Here is a 17,964-nt window from a genome sequence, read left to right on the forward strand (position 1 = left end):
TGGCGGGGGCGAACAGGAGAGCGGGGCGTTACACTGAGACCCAGGTCGGCCTGCGCCGAACGAAGGAGATACGCCATGGATCATTCGTCCCACATGAGCACACGGAAGATGGGCGCCTATTGGAGCCTGGCCTTCCAGACCGTCATCAGCGGCGTCATCATGTATCTGGTGATGTTCGTCATGATCGACGGGCTCGACAGCTTCTACAACAACCTCAACATGCTCTACATGACGCTGATGATGGTCTCACCGATGGTGGTGCTCATGATCCTCGCCATGCGGCACATGTTCCCGTCGAAGGCCGCCAACATCGCGCTGATCGCCGCGTCGCTGGTCGCCTTCTTGGGCAGCTTCGCGTTCATCCGCACGCAGACCACGATCGGCGACACGGCCTTTCTGCGCTCGATGATCCCACACCACTCCGGCGGGCTCTGTTGCAAAGATTGGCGGCAGTCAGAGGTAGGCTGTCGCTCTGCGCCGATCAGGCGGCTGCTGCGAAATGGTGGTTGAGCATGCCCATGGCCTCCGTCAGCGCCGAGGGCCCAATGCCAAAAGCTCTCTCCACAAGGCGCACCTCGCCCCTGATGCCGGGCTGCAGGCACCAGGGGCGAGCCTGTCCTTTGCGCAGGGCTCGCATGACTTCGAATCCCTTGATCGTGGCATAGGCCGTGGGGATCGATTTGAAACCGCGCACCGGCTTGATCAGTATCTTGAGCTTTCCGTGATCGGCCTCGATCACGTTATTGAGATACTTCACCTGCCGGTGGGCCGTCTCCCGGTCCAGCTTTCCTTCGCGCTTCAATTCGGTGATCGCTGCACCATAGCTCGGCGCTTTGTCGGTATTGAGCGTGGCAGGCTTTTCCCAGTGCTTCAGGCCTCGCAGGGCCTTGCCCAGGAACCGCTTCGCTGCCTTGGCGCTGCGGGTCGGCGACAGGTAGAAATCGATCGTGTCGCCCCGCTTGTCGACTGCCCGGTACAGGTAGGTCCACTTGCCCCGCACCTTGACGTAGGTTTCATCCAGGCGCCAGCTCGGATCAAAGCCACGCCGCCAGAACCAGCGCAGCCGCTTCTCCATCTCCGGGGCGTAGCACTGGACCCAGCGATAGATCGTCGTATGGTCGACCGAAATGCCGCGTTCCGCCAGCATTTCCTCAAGGTCGCGATAGCTGATCGGATAGCGACAATACCAGCGCACCGCCCACAGGATCACATCACCCTGGAAATGGCGCCACTTGAAATCCGTCATCGTTCCGTCCGTCCAATCTCCGCCAAGCATGCTCAAGCTTCACGATTTTTGCAACAGAGCCCGAAATCGCGCCCAAGCGGCTCGAAGCCCTGCCGGCCTGCCGCTTCTGTATCGGCTGCGCCGAGCGGGCGGACGAGGCGAACGCCTGAACCGAGGTGTCGCGCCACTTGCCAAGAGCGGCCAAAAGAGCTGCTTGCCGTTCACAAGGGCTCAGGCCCTGACCAGTCGGGCCGGGTCGGCATATTTCCGTCCGGGCGCCTGCGCAGGTCGATCGCTCGTCCGCCCGATCGAGAAAAGGTCATGAGCGCGGCTACTGTTTCGTAGGACGTGTTAGGCCCAAAGAATTCGGCGGTCCCGTGCCACTTCTGTCCCTCGACCAGCTTCAGGCGGTAAGTACCTGAAGGCACCGGCACCCTGACGTGGTGCCCGGCGGCGACGTAGATCGACATGAGGTGGCGATCGCTCGCGGGGTCGAACAGTTGGACGACGGCATTGGCGCGGCTGGCCGTGATCGTCAGCGAGCTGGTGATCGCGCGCCCGTCTAGCAGCTTCGAGATGGTGACCGATCCTGTTTCAGGAAACGGCTTGCCTGGCAGTAGATCCGGAAAGAGCCCGTCACGCTGGGCCATGCCGTAAAGCGGGATCAGCGTGAGCAACAGACTGAGGCCATAGACCAGGAGCTGACGCCGGCTGCTATGATTGGTGACACGCCTCGAAGAGGAGACCCGGATCGGCAAGGGCGGGACCCTGGCGGCGCAGCTGTCGCGGCTCGACCTGATCGTGCTCGACGAGCTCGGTTATCTGCCGTTCGCCCGCTCCGGAGGGCAGTTGCTGTTCCACCTCATCAGCAAGCTTTATGAGCGCACCAGCGTCATCATCACCACCAACCTCGCCTTCGGCGAGTGGCCTACCGTCTTCGGTGATCCCAAGATGACCACGGCGCTGCTCGACCGCGTCACCCACCACTGCGATATCATCGAGACGGGCAACGACAGCTGGCGCTTCAAAAACCGCAGCTGACCGCCACCTTCGGCCCCTTCAAAAATCTATCTTGCGCTGCGCGCGCCTCCGGTCGGGCTACGCCCGCCCTCCGCCGCACGCAGCGCAAGGCGACCTTCAACTAACCGGCATCATATCCGAAAAGGGGGTCCCTCTTCGACGCCGATAGGGGGTCCCTTTTGAACGCCGTTTGACAGCCATGCACTATCTGGGAATGGAAGCGGTCGAAATGCCGGCCCACATGGCGTGGTCGACCACTTATGTCATCGTTTCAATCGTGTTCGCGATACTGCCGATGATCCCAGCGCTTACTTTGACGCTGGACAGGCGGAGCGCCGCGAGCGGTGTCGCAGCCGGGATGCTGATCGTCTCGGTGATCCTGCTGCTTCACTTCACCGGGATGGCGGGGATCACGTTGGTCCCCGACCGCTTCGAAACGCCTCAGGGAGGGCTTCTTTCCTCCTCCGGTCTCGCGGCGACGGTCGCCGGCGCTGCTATCGCCGTCCTTGGCCTTTGCTTCATCACGGCGTCGAACAGCCGGCGAACCCGCGCGGCGATCGACGCGAGCGAGCGCGAGTTCAAGATTCTCGTGCAGGGTATCAGCGACTGCGCGATCTATATGCTCAGCAAGGATGGAAAGGTCGCATCCTGGAATGCTGGCGCTGCCCGTCTCAAGGGCTACTCACGCGAGGAAGGCATCGGCCTTGAACTCGCAGCCTTCTACTCTGCGGAAGACTGCCAGGCAGGGCTTCCGGCCCGGGGTATCGAAACCGCCAGACGCAACGGGAAGTTCAACGCCGAAGGATGGCGTTATCGCAAGGACGGCAGTCGCTTCTGGGCGCATGTGACGATCGAAGCGGTACATGACGACCAAGGCGTGTTCCACGGGTTTGCGAAGATCACGCGGGACATGTCCCGCATGAAAGAAGATCAGGAGTCGTTGAAGGAGGCCACCGCCAAGCTCGATGCAGCGCTCACCAACATGCACCAAGGCCTTTGCATGTTCGACGGGAACCAGCGGCTCGCGCTGGCGAACGAGCGCGCCGCCGCGCTCCTGGGACTGGAGAAGATCCCTGAGTTCGTCGGCCTGGAGTTCGAGCATTTCGTCTGGCTGGGCGTGCGGCAGCGCGATGCGCAGGAGCCTTCCGAGGCGCTTTACCAGGATGCCTTGAGCCGGCACCGCGCCTGCATCGCCGATCCCGCTGGTGGAGCCGTGGTCGTCCCGTTCGCCGACGGTCGGACGCTGTCGATTGCGCACCGGCCAATGCCGGAGGGCGGATGGGTCACGACGATCGACGATATCACCGACCGCCGCCAGGCGGAGCAACGCATTGAGCACATGGCGCTGCACGATGCGCTGACAGGCCTGCCGAACCGTTTCAGCTACTCCGACAGGCTCGATACCGAGCTCGCGCGCGCCGCGCGAAGTAACGCGCGGGTAGCTGTCATCGGCATAGACCTCGATCGGTTCAAGGAGATCAACGACGCCCACGGCCACGCAGTAGGAGACGAGGTTCTGCGCATGCTCGCGGCGCGAATGGCGGATACGCTCAGCGTCGGCGAGGTCGTGGCGCGCTTTGGCGGAGATGAGTTCGCCGCTTTCACGACCTTCAAGGACGAGCAACAGCTGACCGACTTCGTGTCCCGCCTCGAGGCTGCGCTGTCACAGCCAATGGACCTTGACGCCGTGACAATCTTCCCGGGCGCCAGTCTTGGAGTCGCCATCTTTCCGACGGACGGGACCACGCGGGAGCAGATCGTCAACAATGCCGACCTTGCCATGTACCGGGCAAAGGATACGGTTGGGCGCCAGACCTGCTACTACGAACAGGGCATGGACGATATCGCGCGGGCGCGCCGTATGATCGCCAACGACCTGCGCGAAGCGATCGGGCGCGGAGAGCTGAGCCTCGCCTACCAGGTCCAGAAGGACGTCGCGACCGAAGAGGTCAGCGGGTACGAAGCACTTCTGCGTTGGCACCATCCCCGCGACGGCTGGATCTCGCCTGCGGAATTCATCCCGATCGCCGAGAAGAGCGGCGAGATCGTTCGCATCGGCGAGTGGGTGCTGCGACACGCCTGTGCGGAAGCGGCGCGATGGCCTAAACCGTGGCGGATCGCGGTAAACCTTTCGCCGGTCCAGCTGATGCATGTCGACCTCATCCAGGTCGTAACCAGCGCACTCCTCGAATCAGGTCTGCCCGCGTCTCGGCTTGAACTCGAGATCACCGAAACCGCCTTTATCGCCGATAAGGTCCGCGCTCTCCATGTGCTGCGCCAGATCAAGGCGCTGGGAGTGTCGATCGCTATCGACGATTTTGGCACCGGCTACTCATCGCTCGACACGCTGAACTCGTTCCCCTTCGACAAGATCAAGATCGACAAATCCTTCCTTCTCGATTCCGAAACAAGCCATCAGGCGCGCGCGATCATTCGAGCGGTTCTCGCTCTCGGCCGCAGCCTTGAAGTGCCGGTTCTTGCCGAGGGGCTTGAGAGTGAGGAGCAATTGCGCCTGTTGCGATCCGAAGGTTGCGATGAAGCGCAGGGGTATCTCTGGGGCAGACCAGTTCGGCTGCCTTTGCCCGATGATAAACCGGGGCAGGAGAGCGAATCGGCGTGAAATGCCGGGAGGTCGTCAGCGCATGCTCTCCAGGACATCGGCCCAGTCATTATGCCCAGGAGGAAAGCTTCGCTCGATGACAAGGCCCGGCCGGGCATAGATGGTTTCGGCAAATTCCACCGCACGTTGCCCTTCCGCGTCATCATCTCCCGCCAGGATCAAGCGTCGCAGCGTATCGGGCAGGCGAGGATGGGCATAGCGGCGCGCTCCCATGCTGGCCCAGCACCGAATGGCGTTCAGCCGGGTGAAGGCGGCAGCCGTCTCAAAACCTTCGGCGAGGGCAAGCGTGTCACTCCCCTCCCCTTCTCCCTGCCATGCTCCCGCTCCTGGTCGGCCGAGCATCAGCTTCATGCGGTATCTTGCGGTGGTCGGGTCGAGGAATATGCGCTGCACTGCCTTCATTTGCCGGCCCTCGCGAACAGCGATGAGCAAGGCGGGGTGGTAGCTGGTCCAGGGCTTGGGCCGAAACGGACAACGCGGATGAAAGCGCAGGCCTTCACTGAGCGGCCAGAGACTGCGAAGCTCGAGGTAGCGCTGCGCCAAGGTGCCCTCGACAGGCTGCGCTTCAGCCCAAAGACGTTCGACATTGCCGGCGTGGGGTAAGGGACCGTCAGTGTAGGTGAACGGCCCGCGGCGTGGTACACGCCGGAGCTCGCGCAGGATATCTTCGCGATCACACCCGGCAAAGCAGGTGACGAGGATTCCGCGGTTACCTTGGCGCAAGGAAAGGCTCGGCCTGTTGTCAGCATGGGATGGGCAACGGCACATGGCGACGCGGCCATGCCAATGCCCCCCGAGGGAGCCGACGAGATCGACCAGCTCCTGGCTGGGCTTGAGAGCGACTAGGGACATGAGCTCATCCTTTCGCTGCTCGCCCTCCCCCTCCCCTCTTTCCATGCATCCACAGTGAAGCAGCCGTCGCGTCAGCGAGGTGCCGCCGTCTTTCTCTTCGCTTTGTATGAGCTTCGGGGGGCATCTCTACGCGGCCTGAACTGTTCAGATGAGGAACTGGGGGCGTGCACAGTGGCTGGCCTGGGCAGCGCTGCGCCCTGTGCCGGACCCCTACCAAAATGCTATGGAGTTCAAGGGATTAGCCTAAATTCCGGGCGAAGGACCGACAAGAGCCTGCAGATCAGCGTCATGCCGCCGGTGAAGTCAACGCTGCTGTCTATGTGAGTTTGCGGGGGTTGAGCTAGCTACAATTGGCGAGCTACATCTTCTTCTTATGAGCCTTGGGGGGCACCTTCGTAGCAGCCCTCTAGGCTTACCTTGGATGGCGACGGCAGGGTTGCCCCCTCCCCCGCTGCTGTTCTCAGGCAGCATCGGAAACGCACGGAGATCATCGGTCATTCGCTGCCGGATTGAGATCGCCGCTCGGCATAGCGGATGACGAACGCCTCCCAGACGCGTAGCCATTCGGTGTCGGTCCGTGGCTGCTTGATCCCCGGAAAGCCTGCCCGGAACGCTGTCGCCATATCATCGACCGACCAGGGTTTGCCCTTTTCGAGGCCAATCGCTCTAAAGGCTGCCTCTCGTGTTCCGTAGCTCATCGAACCTGCAGGGAAAGCCTGCTTGGGCTCGTCCTTGCCGACCTGAGCTTTCGCTTTTGGCGCGCTGACCGATGATCTCGGTGCCGTTTGATCCGGCTGAGCACCGATGAGCCGCAAGTGCGACCCCACGAGCTTGCGCTCCAGGGGCGCCGGGGACGGGTGAAGCACGACCTTGCGTCCCGACAGATCGACATTTGCATTCGGATAGACAGCTGACACGAGCTGCATTGTCTCTCGAACCGTCTGACGAAAGCGCTTGCTGTCGGCATCGTTGCCGAGGTGCTTGGCAAGCTGATCCCAGGATATGATCTGACCCTTGCCTGTGATTCGCGGCAGCCGATATGCCAGATAGGTATAGAGATCGAGCGCCGTCGGGGTGCCCTTCAACTCGCGGATGGCGACTTCGTTGAGCGGTACCGCATGATCCACCAAATGGCTGTAGAACGCTTCGGACATCCGGATCTCGCGGGCAAAAGCACCGTTCGTGCCCAAGCTTCCGGCATATTCGTTAGAGATCTTGACGTCTCGCACGGCGAAGGCGTTATCGCCGGCATCCGTGCCGTCCCACCGGATCTGCCACTCGCAGGCGAGCAGACGGTCGACCTGCTCGCGCATGAGGTTGGCCGTGCCGCGTGGTCCATAGGACACGGTCTGATAACCGAGCCGGCGCATCCACTCGGTGAAGTTGCGGCCCAGATAAACATCACGCGAGCGCTTTGTGACCGCCTGGGAGAGCAAATAAATCAGCGCGACTCGCGGATAGGCTCCGTATGGAACTCCCAGGCTGCGGAAGACGGGCTTTCCGTCTACCGTCTGAAGAATAGGCTTGGGATTGATGGCGAGAGCATACCTGCCGTCTTCGCGTAAGATCGGCTGGGTGTCGTCCTTTGGCCGCTTTGTGGGCAGGCTCATGGCGCAGAGCGCGGAATGGAGGAACGCCGGTACCGGTTCTTCGTCATGGACGCGCAGAAATGCGTCCATCGTGAGTTGCGTGCCAGCGGCCTGGGCGACCCGGCGAACCCGGTCCTCGCCGCCGTCGAGCATGGCAAGAGCGTATTGATGCCCTATCGGTTTATGGCTGTCACCGCTCATGCCTTTGCCCTTCCCCGACTCACGGGCTCTGATTGCCTCCCTTTCAACAGCTTCGGACAGCTTTGGCAAGCATGTTGGCAGTTTCAACGCCGGCAGCAGAGCGAAACCTCCAAATCTACCGATGATGTCGGTGCGGTTTGCCCCCTCCCCTTCTCGAAAAATTGAAAAACGATTCGCCCAATCGGATTTCTATAGGGATTCGAGTCTTTAGGTATGGGCTCCGAGATCATCGGTCGGGTCGGAACCGAGATCATCGCTTTCCGGCACCGAGTTCATCGGCTCGCACCGACATCATCGGCGGTTATCCACAGCCCTGATCCCCACAACGACGTGAGCGTTCGGGAACGCACTGGCCGCGGATAACCGCACCGAGATCATCGGTCGCTGCCGCAAGTCAGGAGCTGGCGAACTCTCGAAGCCCCAAAACGGCTCGGAGATCATCGGTGAAGTTGCAAGGTTGGTGGACAATTCTTGCTCCAAACTGCCAACAGCGGTAGAGATTGGCTTCAATCTCACAAAGTGGCGGCCATGGCGAGCGAACAAACCCTAGAAGCACCTCAGGACGAACTGCTGGATGACGGTCTCGGCCTATTGCACCGGCGCGCGCTCACGATCCTGAAACGGATCCGGGACAACGCAATCGATCCCGAGACTGGCGCGAAGAAGGGACCGTCCTTCCCTATCTCGAAGGCGGCGGCGCTGGTTGGCCGCACGGCTTCTGCAATCCGCGAGGCCGAACGGGACGGCCGCCTGCCGGCGCGGGGGCGGACGGCGTCGGGTCACCGGGTGCAATATTCACTCGAGGAACTCGACCATATGCGCGAGGTGTTCGGTACGCGGCCGTGGCGCTCGCCTGAGGACGTGCCGGCCATCATTTCCGTGTCGAACTTCAAGGGAGGCGTCGGCAAGTCGACGATTGCACTTCACCTAGCGCAGCATTTCGCCATTCGTGGCTATCGCGTGCTGTTCATCGACTGCGACAGCCAGGCAAGCTCGACGATGATGTTCGGGTACCGACCTGATATCGATCTGTCAGAAGAAGACACGCTTTACGGGCACTTCCACAACCCCGAGCTGCTCGGGGTTCGTAAGATCATCCGCAAGACGCATTTCTTCGGGCTAGATTTGATCCCTGCCAACCTCAAGCTCTACAATCTCGAGTACGAGATCGCAGGCTATCTGGCGCAGAACCAGAGTTTCGACATCATCGACATGATTGCGCAAGCGATCGATGACGTCGTAGACGACTATGATATCGTCGTTATGGATCCACCGCCGGCGCTCGGCATGGTCTCCATGGCTGTCCTCCAGGCGGCAAACGCGATGGTGATACCGGTTCCGCCGAGCGTGATCGACTTTGCGTCAACCGTTTCCTTTATCGACATGGCCCGCACCACCATGCGGCAGCTGGAGAAGCTCGCGGGAAGGGTGAAGCCAGCCTACAATTTTATACGCCTCGTAGGGAGCCGGGTGGACGAGAGCAAATCGATGCAAAGCGAAATCCTGACCATGATGCGTCAGGTTTTTGGGGGCTCGATGATCGGTTCGGTGCTGCGCACCAGCGCCGAAATCGACAACGCAAGCTCACGGATGAAGACCGTTTTCGAACTGGATCGACCAGTCACCTCCCACGAGGTCCACAACCGCTGCGTGAAGTACCTGAACGAGGTTTGCCTCGACATCGAAAAGGATGTCCTGCGCACATGGCAGAGCCGGGCAGGGGAGGTGGCGTGACATGAATTGCCACGTGGCAACAACTCGAAACACATCGGTATATCAATATTTTACGTCTGGCGCGGCGAGGCGCACGCAGTGGATTACCCGCGGCAACGAACGCCGGTTGCCACGTGGCAACGCAACCCTCGCAAAGCGGCTTTTTGGGCCTAGTTGCCACGTGGCAATCGCGGCAGGGTGGAACAATTCGAGTGGGATAAAGCGATGATGTCCAAGGGTAACAGAGGCTTCGGCAGCAGTCTTACTGAGGGTCTCGACGAGGCGGCCGAACCCGACACCGCTGCGCCGGCAGAAGGCATAATGGCGAGCCGCAGTCAGGCCCTGGCCCGCATCGCATCCGGCAAGGTGGTGACCGATCGAACCGAGTGGGTCGATCCTGCGAGATGCCGGCCTTGGCGGCTTCATAATCGCGATCTCGACCACCTCAATGAAGAGACCTGTCGCGATCTCATCGACGCCTTCCTGTCGGCGAAGAAGCAGCGCATTCCAGCAATCGTCAGGAGACTGCAAGGCGATCCTGACTTCGATTTCGAAATCATCGCCGGGGTACGGCGCTGGTGGACGGTCAAGTGGCTGCGCGAACATCACCATCCTGAATATGACTACCTCGTCACGATCCAGTCCGTTTCCGACGAGGAAGCATTCCGAGTCTCGGACATCGAGAATCGTTCACGCAAAGACATTTCCGATTGGGAGAGGGCGAAGGAATATTCGCGGGCTTTGGCGGAGTTCTACAATGGCTCGCAGGCCGAGATGGCAGAGCACCTCAAGATATCTCGCTCGTGGCTCAGCCGGCTCCTCGACGTGGCGCGCCTGCCTCAATCCATCGTAGCAGCCTTCAGCGATCCTCACGACATCACCGTGCGGATTGCCCGCGACGTAAAGCCGCTATCGGTTGACGCGAAGATGTTGCCGTTGATGGAGGCAGAGGCCCGGCTGATCGAGAGCGAGCGAGCTGATCTCGGAGCCAAGTTGCCGGGCGCCGAGGTCGCCAAGCGGCTCGTGCGGGCGACCGTCGCCCCGAAGCAAAAGGGTGGCGCGGAAGTGGAGCTTAAGGCGAAGAACGGGAGGGCGATGTTGCGCTATACGCGGGGCAGCCGCGGCGGCCTGTCCTTGAAGGTGCTGCCACGCTCGGGTGCTTCGACCGACGAGGTTCTGGAATCGATCCGCAGCCTGCTTGAGCCTTGAGCAAAACCGGCGGACCGCGGCTCCGGAAGCGCTAGCCAATGTGACAGGAGTGGAGGTCAGCGGCTCGCGAGAAGCGCGTCTATGCGCTCCATCTCCTGGTCGAAGGCGGCAAACGCCTCGGCCAGGTCCCGACTTGGGGGCAGGGGAGGGGGCTCCTTAGGAGGTCGGCCGCGTTTGGGCGCCACTAAGCCAAAGTCGACAGCTAGATCTGCGGCAACGAAGATGCGCCAGGATCGCCGCCGCGTAATCTCGACGAGAAGCTTGGCTGAGGTGGCTCGTGCTAGGAGCTTGCTTGCGCCAGCAAGAGTCAATCCGAGCGCGCCAGCCACCGATTGCGGCGAAAGCACCGGATGATGGCAGCTTAGCGCAGCAAGGGCGGGAAGCATGCCTGGCCGATACTCGGCCATAATCTTGCGCTGTGCATCCCGATAAAGCCTTTCGAGTCGATCGAGGCGATCAAGCCCGGCAACGGCGGCCGCTTCAACCGAGCGAACGGCCGCTTGCCAGTCCTCGTCCGAAGGCATCCGTTTGAGGCGCAGCGCCTTGGTCCCTCCCGCGAGGCAAGGCAGAGGCGTCGTCGTCAGATCGTAATCACGCAGCGCGAAGGCCAGGCCTAGCCATGGCTCGATGGTCGCGTCGATGCGGGCATGCTGGCGAACACGCTCGAGCGCCCGGACGAGGGCAGGGTGCTCCGTGGCATAAAGCGGTTCCGTTACAGCTACTGTCGGCTGCCAAAGTTTATGGAAACCGCATTTATGCACTGAATATCAATGTATTATCCTGATTTCCATGCCAACAATTCTGGCAGGTTAGGATTCCGTGTCGATGCCTCTGCCAGAATTGATGTCATTGAATCGGTCGATATCCGGCCACGGGAGGTCGGGTGATCGAACGCAAACCGAGCCGCACGAAAGTCGCGTCCACGGAAGCTCTGGCGACAGGTGCGGAACTCTACCCCATCTTCAGACGCCTCGTCCCACTCGACGGGCCACTGACAGCACAAGTCATTGACGCTGTCGCTGCCCAGTCAGGGCTGAGCGACCGTCAGATACGACGACTAGTAGGCAGATTTCGCGCAAATCCTGTGGCGTCGAGCTTGGCTCCAACCCCTCGCGGTCCCCGGATTGGCAGTCATCGCATCGCCGAGCCGGTGAGGGAGGCGATCGACCGGCTTACCCAGGAAGTATTCCTGACAAAGCCACCGCCCACTGCGGCCCTGGCAGCCCGGGAAATTCATGGTCTTTTGATCGCGCAGGATGGGGAGTTCTGCTTCGCGCCGGGCGAGGTACCGAGCGAGCGCACTCTGATCAGGTTGATCGGCGAGATATCCGAGCCTCAGCGGGCTCGCTCGAGCATGGGCTCGAAGCAGCGCAGCGCCCATGAGCCTCATCCGGGCGCCTATCACAGCGAGGGCCTGCTCGATCTCGTGCAGATGGATCATACGCGGGCAGATGTGATTCTCGTCGACAGCGTACATCGCGAGGAGCTCGCCCGCCCCTGGATAACGTTGCTGGTTGAGGTCTGGACCCGCAGTATTCTGGGCTTTTATGTCAGTTTCGGCGATCCTTCGATTTTCCGCTGTGGCCGGGCGGTGGCCAACGCCTTGCTGCCCAAGGAACCGCTGCTTGAGCAATTGGGCGTCGATGTCTCCTACCCGATGTATGGGCAATTCCGGCGGCTCCATGCCGATCACGCAGCACCGCACCGGGCGGAGAGCTTCAGGCGAGCTTGCCTGGCCAACGGCATCGATCCCGACATCCGTCCACGCGGACCGGCCCACTTCGGAGGCCACATCGAGCGCCTGATCGGCACAATGGTTGGGAAGATGCGGCTGCTACCTGGTGCGACGGGCGGCAATGTCACCCAGCGCGATGGTTATGACGCCGGACAGGCGGCAGCGATGACCTTGCCCGAATTCGAGCGCTGGCTGCTGTTCCAGATCGCCATCTATCACAACGGTCCGCACAAGGGGCTGGGCGGACAATGTCCTGCACAGGCGTGGAAAACGGCGGTTTCCGGCCATTCTCCGCTGCTACCGGCTTGCCTTGATGTTGAGCATCTCACCCGCCAGTTCCTGCCGGCGCGGCAGCGAACCGTTCAGGCTTACGGCGTTCAAATCCTGCACCGCCGCTACTGGAATCCGGTTCTGGCGGCCCGAATTGGCCAACAAATCACCGTGCATCATGATGAGCGCACGCTGCAGCGGATCTATGCGGAGATCGATGGCCAGTTCGTAGTCTTGCCCGTGGTCGGCGACTACCCAGATATCAGCGAGCCCGAATGGGAAGCCGAACGGCAACGCCAGCGGCGGGCAGGGGCGGCGTTTCAGGCGGATGGCGCAAAGGCAGCGACCGCCCGGTACATTCAGGCCGCGCGGCGCGAAGTCGCCATGGCACGGCAGCGCACAGCGAGTAGCCGACAAGAGCGCAAGCGGCAGGAGCGCGAAGGCGTGGCACACTCACCCCAGGCCAAGGGGCGGATCGAACGGGCCGAAGTTCATTGGATCCCGGCTGCGGATCTGCCGGACAATGATTGGCTGAAATGGCGCAAATGAGCGGAAATTCAGCCTTCTGGATCGATTTCGACGAAGCGCGCACGGCGGTTACGACACTGGTCGAACTGGCGCACGACGAGCCCGACGAGCGACCGCCCTGCGTCTTGCTTGTCGGCCAGTCGGGGATGGGCAAGACCTCGATCCTGCGCGAGACCCAGCGCCGGATTGCGCTCGATTTTCCCGAACCTGCCGATTGGGGTGAGGCCCGTTACGAGCCGATGTTGCGCACGGTCATTCCGTCGGGTTCAACCGCGCTCAAGATCAACCTGACGCTGCTGTGGAAGCAGGGCTGGCCGATCACCGGGAAAACCCACCGTATTGCCGATCTCAAGGTGGTTGAACTCCTGCGTCGGCAGCGCACAAGGCTCGTGGGGATCGATAATGTCCATGCCATCCTCACCGCTGGCGGCAGGGCGCGGCGCGACACGCTCGATGCATTCCGCTTCCTGATGAGCGAGGGCAATGTCCCGATGGTGGTCGCCGGGCTCGACGTCGCGGCGGACATCTTTGCCGAAGATGTCGAGCTGGCCTATCGCTCGATCATCGTGCGGCTCAATCCCTGGGCGCCTGGCGAGGCATCGCAGCGGCTGATCCGCGTTCTGGCGCACGGGATGCAGCTGATTGAGCCTGACCGGCTTGCTGAGCCGGAAATCGCCGAATTCCTGTGGCGCCACAGTCTCGGGGTTACCGGCAACTTCAAACGGCTGCTGCACTGGGGACAGAAGGTTGCGCGTCGTCACGGCCGCGAATGCGTCGAATTCGCCGATATCCGTGAGGCTGCGGGTTTGCTCCCCGGTCACCCGGCGCGGTGATCGCGCTCGGGCTCGAGCCGGAGCCGCTGGCGTTCCGGGTGCGACCGCTTGCCGATGAATGTTTCGACTCCTGGATCGACCGGGTGACCCGGGCCCACGAGACGACCCGTGCGGCGCTTTTCCGCCATGTCGGGATCGAACCGGCTCTTGCTGGATACGACCTGGCGCGCGGCGCGCGGGGGCTGGACGTGGCTTGGCACAGTGCCTTTGCCAATCTGGTCGAGCGCCTCGCCTGGGCCGTGCAATGCCAAAACGACAGGATTTCCGCCACTTTTCTCGCCTGCCAGGCGCACGACGTGCTGCCGCGGCGCATAAGGCGATACGCCTGTGCGCGCTGCTGGTACGAAGCGGGACGGGCGGGCAAGCCGATGATCGTCCGCCGGGAATGGATCTTGCGGGCAAGCTGGCGTTGCCACGACCACGAGTTGCCGTTGACCGACATGGCCAGCCTGTTGCGGGACGTTGCGAGCCCGATTTCGCAAGCGGATCTGGGATTGGCTACCATTGTGGCGGAGCGGCGACGCTGGGCATACCGGGTTCGACCAGGCGCGCTGCGGCGTAATGCGGCGGAATTGGCCTATCTGGCCGGCTCCCGCGATGGGCATGGCATGGCGCCGCCCAACAAACGCTACCATGCCCGTTTCGCCGCAAACCTGTTCCACTTTTCGGCCGATCGCATCGGCATGCTGGCCCTCGCGCATGGCAACCGGCATGCGCTTGCGCGCCGCTTCGAGCGTCTGGTTGCGGCACGATTGCCCGAATGTCCGACAGTCGGCGGCGGCGTTCAAGCGCCTGTGAAAATGCCTTACCGCCTGCGGGCCTGTGCTCCGCCCAAGTCAGCCTCGGCGTGGATGGCGCCGGAGTTCCTCGACTTGCTGCGCGCCTATGCCTGGGTGCGGGAGCGCAGGGATATCGATGAGGCCAGGGCGGCGGTGTTCGAGCGCCACTTCGGCGGCCTGCTGGGGCTGCCCGCGGCAGCTATTTTGAGCTCAGGTAACGCCAGTCGGGCATGGCCACCGGGATATTGAGGGTGCACAGGAAGGGCGCGAATGGCCCCTGACTGCGCGCCAAATGGCCTGCCTCCAACTGGCGCAGGAGCTTGCCTGCCCCGGCCTTGGTCGCTGGCAGCGCGCGGGCGAGCTGGGCCGGCGTCAACCCGCCGAGGCCGAATAGCAGCATCCAGGCGAGGTACAGCCGCGAGTTGGTCCGTTGGCTCGGAAATTCACGCGTGAAGACCTCCGCCGCGCGCGGAAGCCGGGCGATGTCGCAGGCGGTGGCGTGCAGCGCCTCGAGCAGATGTTCGCGCGCGTCGGCGCGCCTTTCTTGCGCGCCGCGATCAGCGCGGAACAGCCGGCGCTGGGCCAGGCCCGGGAAGGGCAGGGCGGTCTCGCTCAGGCGAAACGCGTCGCCGCGCGCTGTGGCGGCCAGGTTGATCGCCCAGCACGGGGTTCGCGCGGTCGCGGACAGGGGATCGGGTTCATCGCCGGTTGAATAGCGAAACCCGTCGACCAGCTCGAGCAGGCGCTCCAGCGGCGCAGTGGGCCGCTTGGGCTGGGCGAGTACGGTGAGCACCCGCTCGAGCTCATCGGTGCTTGCTGCGACGATCGTTTCGGCCTCGGTGACCTCGCTCGCCATCGGCCGGATGGCGATCTTGCGCACGGTCCGGACCGCCTGGGAAAGCAGCTTCTCGCGGCGCGGCAGGGCCTGTTCGAACAGGGTCAGAAAGGCATTGCGCTCGGTCGCGCATTCGGCCCCGATCAGCGCGGGACCGAGTGTGATTGCCCGGTCCTGGCGGTATTGCTGCCACGCCCGGCTGAGCCAGCGCAGCGCCAGCGACGCGCGCATTTCCGGGGAATAGAGGGCAGGGGAGGCGAGCAGGGTCTTGGCCAGCGCGTCGATCTGGCCGATCCGGAAAGCGATAGGACTGGCGTCGGTTGACTGTTTCACTGGAAATGTCTCGGCGCGATGTACATCGGAAGGTGGGATAATTGCGCCGGAAAATGCGGTCAATGCAAAGTTCACCTAAACGCCAGTTTGGTATCCTATCATTCGACCCCCTGAAAACACGGATTTTCCATAATCGGATGTTATGGTAAAATCGAGCTTGCCGGAAATGCCCATTTTGGCCAGAAATTGCCCCATGCACGCCGCTCGAAGTACCCTTCGCGTATGACCGCTGATCGACCTTTCCGGTCCTCGGTCGAGCTGGTGCTGGGCGCGCATGCCCCGCTGGTCGACGCGCGCGCCGCGCGCCCGCTGGCGCTCGAGGCGGCGGTTGCGGCGATGGCGCCGGCGACAAAGGCGGCCATCACCGCCGACCTCCGGTGCTTCCTTGCCTGGTGCAAGTCGCGGCGGCCCGTCGTCACCGCGGTTCCTGCCGATCCGGAAAGCCTCGTCCACTATCTTCACTGGCTGGCCAAGGGATCGGAAATCCGGGCCCCGGCCAAACCCGCGACGCTGGCGCGGCGGATCGCCTCGATCGCCCGGATCCACCGCATCCTCGGGTTCGGCGAGAAGGAGCCGCTGCCAACGCAGGCGGGGATGGTTCGCGACACGCTGAAAGCGATCCGGCGTAAGAGGCGCGAACGGCAGCGTCAGGCCGCGCCGCTGCGGTTTGGCGAGGCGATGGCGGAGGGGCAGGCGCCGCCCGAAGGGGTGACGATCAAGGGGCTGCTCGCCTCGTGCGGTACCGACATCACGGGCAAGCGCGATGCGGCGCTCATCAGCCTTGCCTATGACGCAGGCCTGCGAGTTTCCGAGCTGGTCGGGGCAACGGTAGCCGATCTCAGTCAGGCTGTGGATGGGAGCGGGCGGCTTGAGATCGCGCATTCGAAGACCGACCAGCTGGGGGAGGGGGCTCTGGCTTGGCTCTCGCCCGACACCATGGCGCGCCTCTCGGCCTGGCTGCTGGCGAGCGGGATCACGCAAGGGGCGGTGTTCCGGCGGATCAACGTGCTGACCAGTCCGCCAGACGATGCGGGGGAGCAGACTCAGCGGCACTATATCGGCCAGAAGCCGCTCACCCGGCAAGGCGTGGTGGCGATCCTGCGCCGCCGGGTGTTCGAGGCTATCGACCTTGGCCATGTTGAGCTGGAAGCCGGGATGGAAGGAGACACGGTCCGCTCGCTTAGCGCCCATTCGTTCCGGGTGGGGCTGACCCAGGACTTGTTCGCGGCGGGCGAAGACGGCGCCGGGATCGCGCTGGCCCTACGCTGGTCGTCGCCGACCACCGCGCTGCGCTATGCCCGCGAGCTGGCCGTAGGGAACAATGCCGCGGCGCGGGTGCTGGGACGCTTGCGCGATGGTGGCGGGCAGCCGGGTTCCTAAGGCCTGTGGACATTCACTTCGCGGCGAGGATTGTCGCGACGAGGTGCCAGTTGGCGGTGTAACTGCAGGCAGTTTTCTCGTAGCGCGTAGCGATGGCTCGGAACTCCTTGATCTTCGCGAAGAAGTTCTCGACCAGGTGTCGCCACTTATAGGCATGCCGGTCGTAATTGCGCTTGATCTTGCGGTTCGCTTTGGGCGGAATGACTGCGCTCGCGCCGCGCACATCCAACTCGGCAAGCAGCCAGTCAGCATCGAAGGCCTTGTCGGCCAGAAGCGCATCGAATGCTACGTCCTCGATCAGCGGTGCGACGCCTTTCAGGTCATGAGCCTGACCCGGCAGGAGAACAAGGTTGAACAGGTTTCCAAGCGCATCGACCAGCGCCACGATCTTGGTGGTCAGTCCGCCGCGCGAGCGCCCGATGGCCTGAGCGTGAGTCCCCCCCTTGCGCCGCTCGCCTTCTGGTGAGCCTGAACGATAGTACCGTCGATCAGCGCGTATTCAAAATCCGGCTCGCCGCGGATCTCTCTGAAAAGACGTTCGAAAACACCACCCTTCGCCCATCGCCGGAAGCGCCGGAACACGCTGTTCCAATTGCCGAATTCCGGCGGCAGATCCCGCCATGGAAGACCGGTGCGCACACGCCAGAGAACCGCCTCTAAAAACATGCGATTGTCCTTACCCGTCACACCGCTATCGCTCTTCTTGCCGGGAAGGTGGGGTTCAACGCGCGCCCATATCCCATCCGTCACCACAAATCGCTGCTCGTCCATTCAGAACTCCCCTTGGGAATCCTGAATCAGAAATCAGGCAGCGTGGGAATCCTGAATGTCCACAGGCCTTA

At 62.6% G+C, this 17,964-nt stretch carries 16 protein-coding genes and 1 pseudogene; 10 read left to right on the forward strand and 7 right to left on the reverse strand.

Going from position 1 to position 17,964, the window contains the following annotated elements; all coding sequences use genetic code 11:
- Window positions 1–75: 75 nt before the first annotated feature.
- Window positions 76–510 (forward strand): hypothetical protein, encoded by a 435-nt coding sequence (locus tag RLDS_RS30250; RefSeq protein ID WP_021224384.1) that lies wholly within the window; start codon window positions 76–78, stop codon window positions 508–510.
- Here the strand turns inward: RLDS_RS30250 and RLDS_RS30255 are convergent.
- Window positions 482–1,246 (reverse strand): IS6-like element IS6100 family transposase, encoded by a 765-nt coding sequence (locus RLDS_RS30255; RefSeq protein ID WP_001389365.1) that lies wholly within the window; start codon window positions 1,244–1,246, stop codon window positions 482–484. The genes RLDS_RS30250 and RLDS_RS30255 overlap by 29 nt on opposite strands.
- A gap of 65 nt (window positions 1,247–1,311) precedes the next feature.
- On the opposite strand from RLDS_RS30255, the gene RLDS_RS57350 reads away from it, so the two are divergent.
- On the forward strand, window positions 1,312–1,395 hold the full coding sequence (locus tag RLDS_RS57350) for a hypothetical protein (protein WP_456242885.1): 84 nt from the start codon (window positions 1,312–1,314) through the stop codon (window positions 1,393–1,395).
- Between the two features lie 51 nt (window positions 1,396–1,446).
- Here the strand turns inward: RLDS_RS57350 and RLDS_RS55725 are convergent, their stop codons facing one another.
- Window positions 1,447–1,902 (reverse strand): hypothetical protein, encoded by a 456-nt coding sequence (locus tag RLDS_RS55725; protein WP_021224385.1) that lies wholly within the window; start codon window positions 1,900–1,902, stop codon window positions 1,447–1,449.
- Window positions 1,903–1,945: 43 nt separating this feature from the next.
- Here RLDS_RS55725 and RLDS_RS30265 point away from each other — a divergent pair.
- Together RLDS_RS30265 and RLDS_RS30270 are read left to right on the forward strand one after the other, a co-directional pair.
- A pseudogene (locus RLDS_RS30265) lies at window positions 1,946–2,266 on the forward strand (ATP-binding protein); the annotation flags it as partial.
- A gap of 178 nt (window positions 2,267–2,444) precedes the next feature.
- A complete protein-coding gene (locus RLDS_RS30270) occupies window positions 2,445–4,865 on the forward strand; it encodes a bifunctional diguanylate cyclase/phosphodiesterase (protein ID WP_052034064.1) in 2,421 nt (806 codons plus the stop codon).
- A 15-nt stretch (window positions 4,866–4,880) separates the two neighbouring features.
- On the opposite strand, the gene RLDS_RS0127460 is transcribed toward RLDS_RS30270, so the two are convergent.
- Window positions 4,881–5,717, reverse strand: a complete 837-nt coding sequence (locus RLDS_RS0127460; RefSeq protein ID WP_031297247.1) for a DUF7146 domain-containing protein — start codon at window positions 5,715–5,717, stop codon at window positions 4,881–4,883.
- Between the two features lie 494 nt (window positions 5,718–6,211).
- Window positions 6,212–7,507 (reverse strand): replication protein RepA, encoded by a 1,296-nt coding sequence (locus tag RLDS_RS30275; protein ID WP_021224390.1) that lies wholly within the window; start codon window positions 7,505–7,507, stop codon window positions 6,212–6,214.
- Between the two features lie 528 nt (window positions 7,508–8,035).
- Here RLDS_RS30275 and RLDS_RS30280 point away from each other — a divergent pair.
- Together RLDS_RS30280 and RLDS_RS30285 are read left to right on the forward strand one after the other, a co-directional pair.
- Window positions 8,036–9,241: an AAA family ATPase gene (locus RLDS_RS30280; protein ID WP_021224391.1), complete on the forward strand. Its 1,206-nt coding sequence runs from the start codon at window positions 8,036–8,038 to the stop codon at window positions 9,239–9,241.
- Window positions 9,242–9,448: 207 nt separating this feature from the next.
- Window positions 9,449–10,429: a ParB/RepB/Spo0J family partition protein gene (locus RLDS_RS30285; RefSeq protein ID WP_031297249.1), complete on the forward strand. Its 981-nt coding sequence runs from the start codon at window positions 9,449–9,451 to the stop codon at window positions 10,427–10,429.
- A gap of 56 nt (window positions 10,430–10,485) precedes the next feature.
- On the opposite strand, the gene RLDS_RS30290 is transcribed toward RLDS_RS30285, so the two are convergent.
- Complete coding sequence (locus RLDS_RS30290; protein ID WP_021224393.1) at window positions 10,486–11,190, reverse strand: hypothetical protein; 705 nt, start codon at window positions 11,188–11,190, stop codon at window positions 10,486–10,488.
- Between the two features lie 335 nt (window positions 11,191–11,525).
- Here RLDS_RS30290 and RLDS_RS30295 point away from each other — a divergent pair, with 335 nt between their 5' ends.
- From RLDS_RS30295 to RLDS_RS30305, 3 genes are read left to right on the forward strand one after another with little or no spacing between them, the layout of a single operon-like run.
- Window positions 11,526–12,983 (forward strand): Mu transposase C-terminal domain-containing protein, encoded by a 1,458-nt coding sequence (locus tag RLDS_RS30295; protein ID WP_236616773.1) that lies wholly within the window; start codon window positions 11,526–11,528, stop codon window positions 12,981–12,983.
- Complete coding sequence (locus RLDS_RS30300) at window positions 12,980–13,795, forward strand: TniB family NTP-binding protein (protein ID WP_084514624.1); 816 nt, start codon at window positions 12,980–12,982, stop codon at window positions 13,793–13,795. The genes RLDS_RS30295 and RLDS_RS30300 overlap by 4 nt, the downstream gene beginning before the upstream one ends.
- Before the next feature lie 38 nt (window positions 13,796–13,833).
- Window positions 13,834–14,823: a TniQ family protein gene (locus tag RLDS_RS30305; protein WP_269078207.1), complete on the forward strand. Its 990-nt coding sequence runs from the start codon at window positions 13,834–13,836 to the stop codon at window positions 14,821–14,823.
- Here the strand turns inward: RLDS_RS30305 and RLDS_RS30310 are convergent.
- Window positions 14,774–15,742: a hypothetical protein gene (locus RLDS_RS30310; RefSeq protein ID WP_031297253.1), complete on the reverse strand. Its 969-nt coding sequence runs from the start codon at window positions 15,740–15,742 to the stop codon at window positions 14,774–14,776. The two genes, RLDS_RS30305 and RLDS_RS30310, sit on opposite strands and share 50 nt — an antisense overlap.
- Before the next feature lie 222 nt (window positions 15,743–15,964).
- Here RLDS_RS30310 and RLDS_RS30315 point away from each other — a divergent pair, with 222 nt between their 5' ends.
- Entirely contained in the window at window positions 15,965–17,122 is a 1,158-nt protein-coding gene (locus RLDS_RS30315; RefSeq protein ID WP_021224398.1) for a tyrosine-type recombinase/integrase, read from the forward strand.
- A 13-nt stretch (window positions 17,123–17,135) separates the two neighbouring features.
- Here RLDS_RS30315 and RLDS_RS54935 read toward each other — a convergent pair.
- A protein-coding gene (locus RLDS_RS54935; RefSeq protein ID WP_107395150.1) for an IS5 family transposase occupies window positions 17,136–17,893 on the reverse strand; the annotation gives its coding sequence in 2 pieces (ribosomal slippage) (window positions 17,136–17,566 and window positions 17,566–17,893; 759 coding nt in all).
- Window positions 17,894–17,964 lie beyond the last annotated feature (71 nt).

The sequence above is a fragment of the Sphingobium lactosutens DS20 genome, from assembly GCF_000445105.1.
In the GTDB taxonomy this organism is placed as follows: domain Bacteria; phylum Pseudomonadota; class Alphaproteobacteria; order Sphingomonadales; family Sphingomonadaceae; genus Sphingobium; species Sphingobium lactosutens.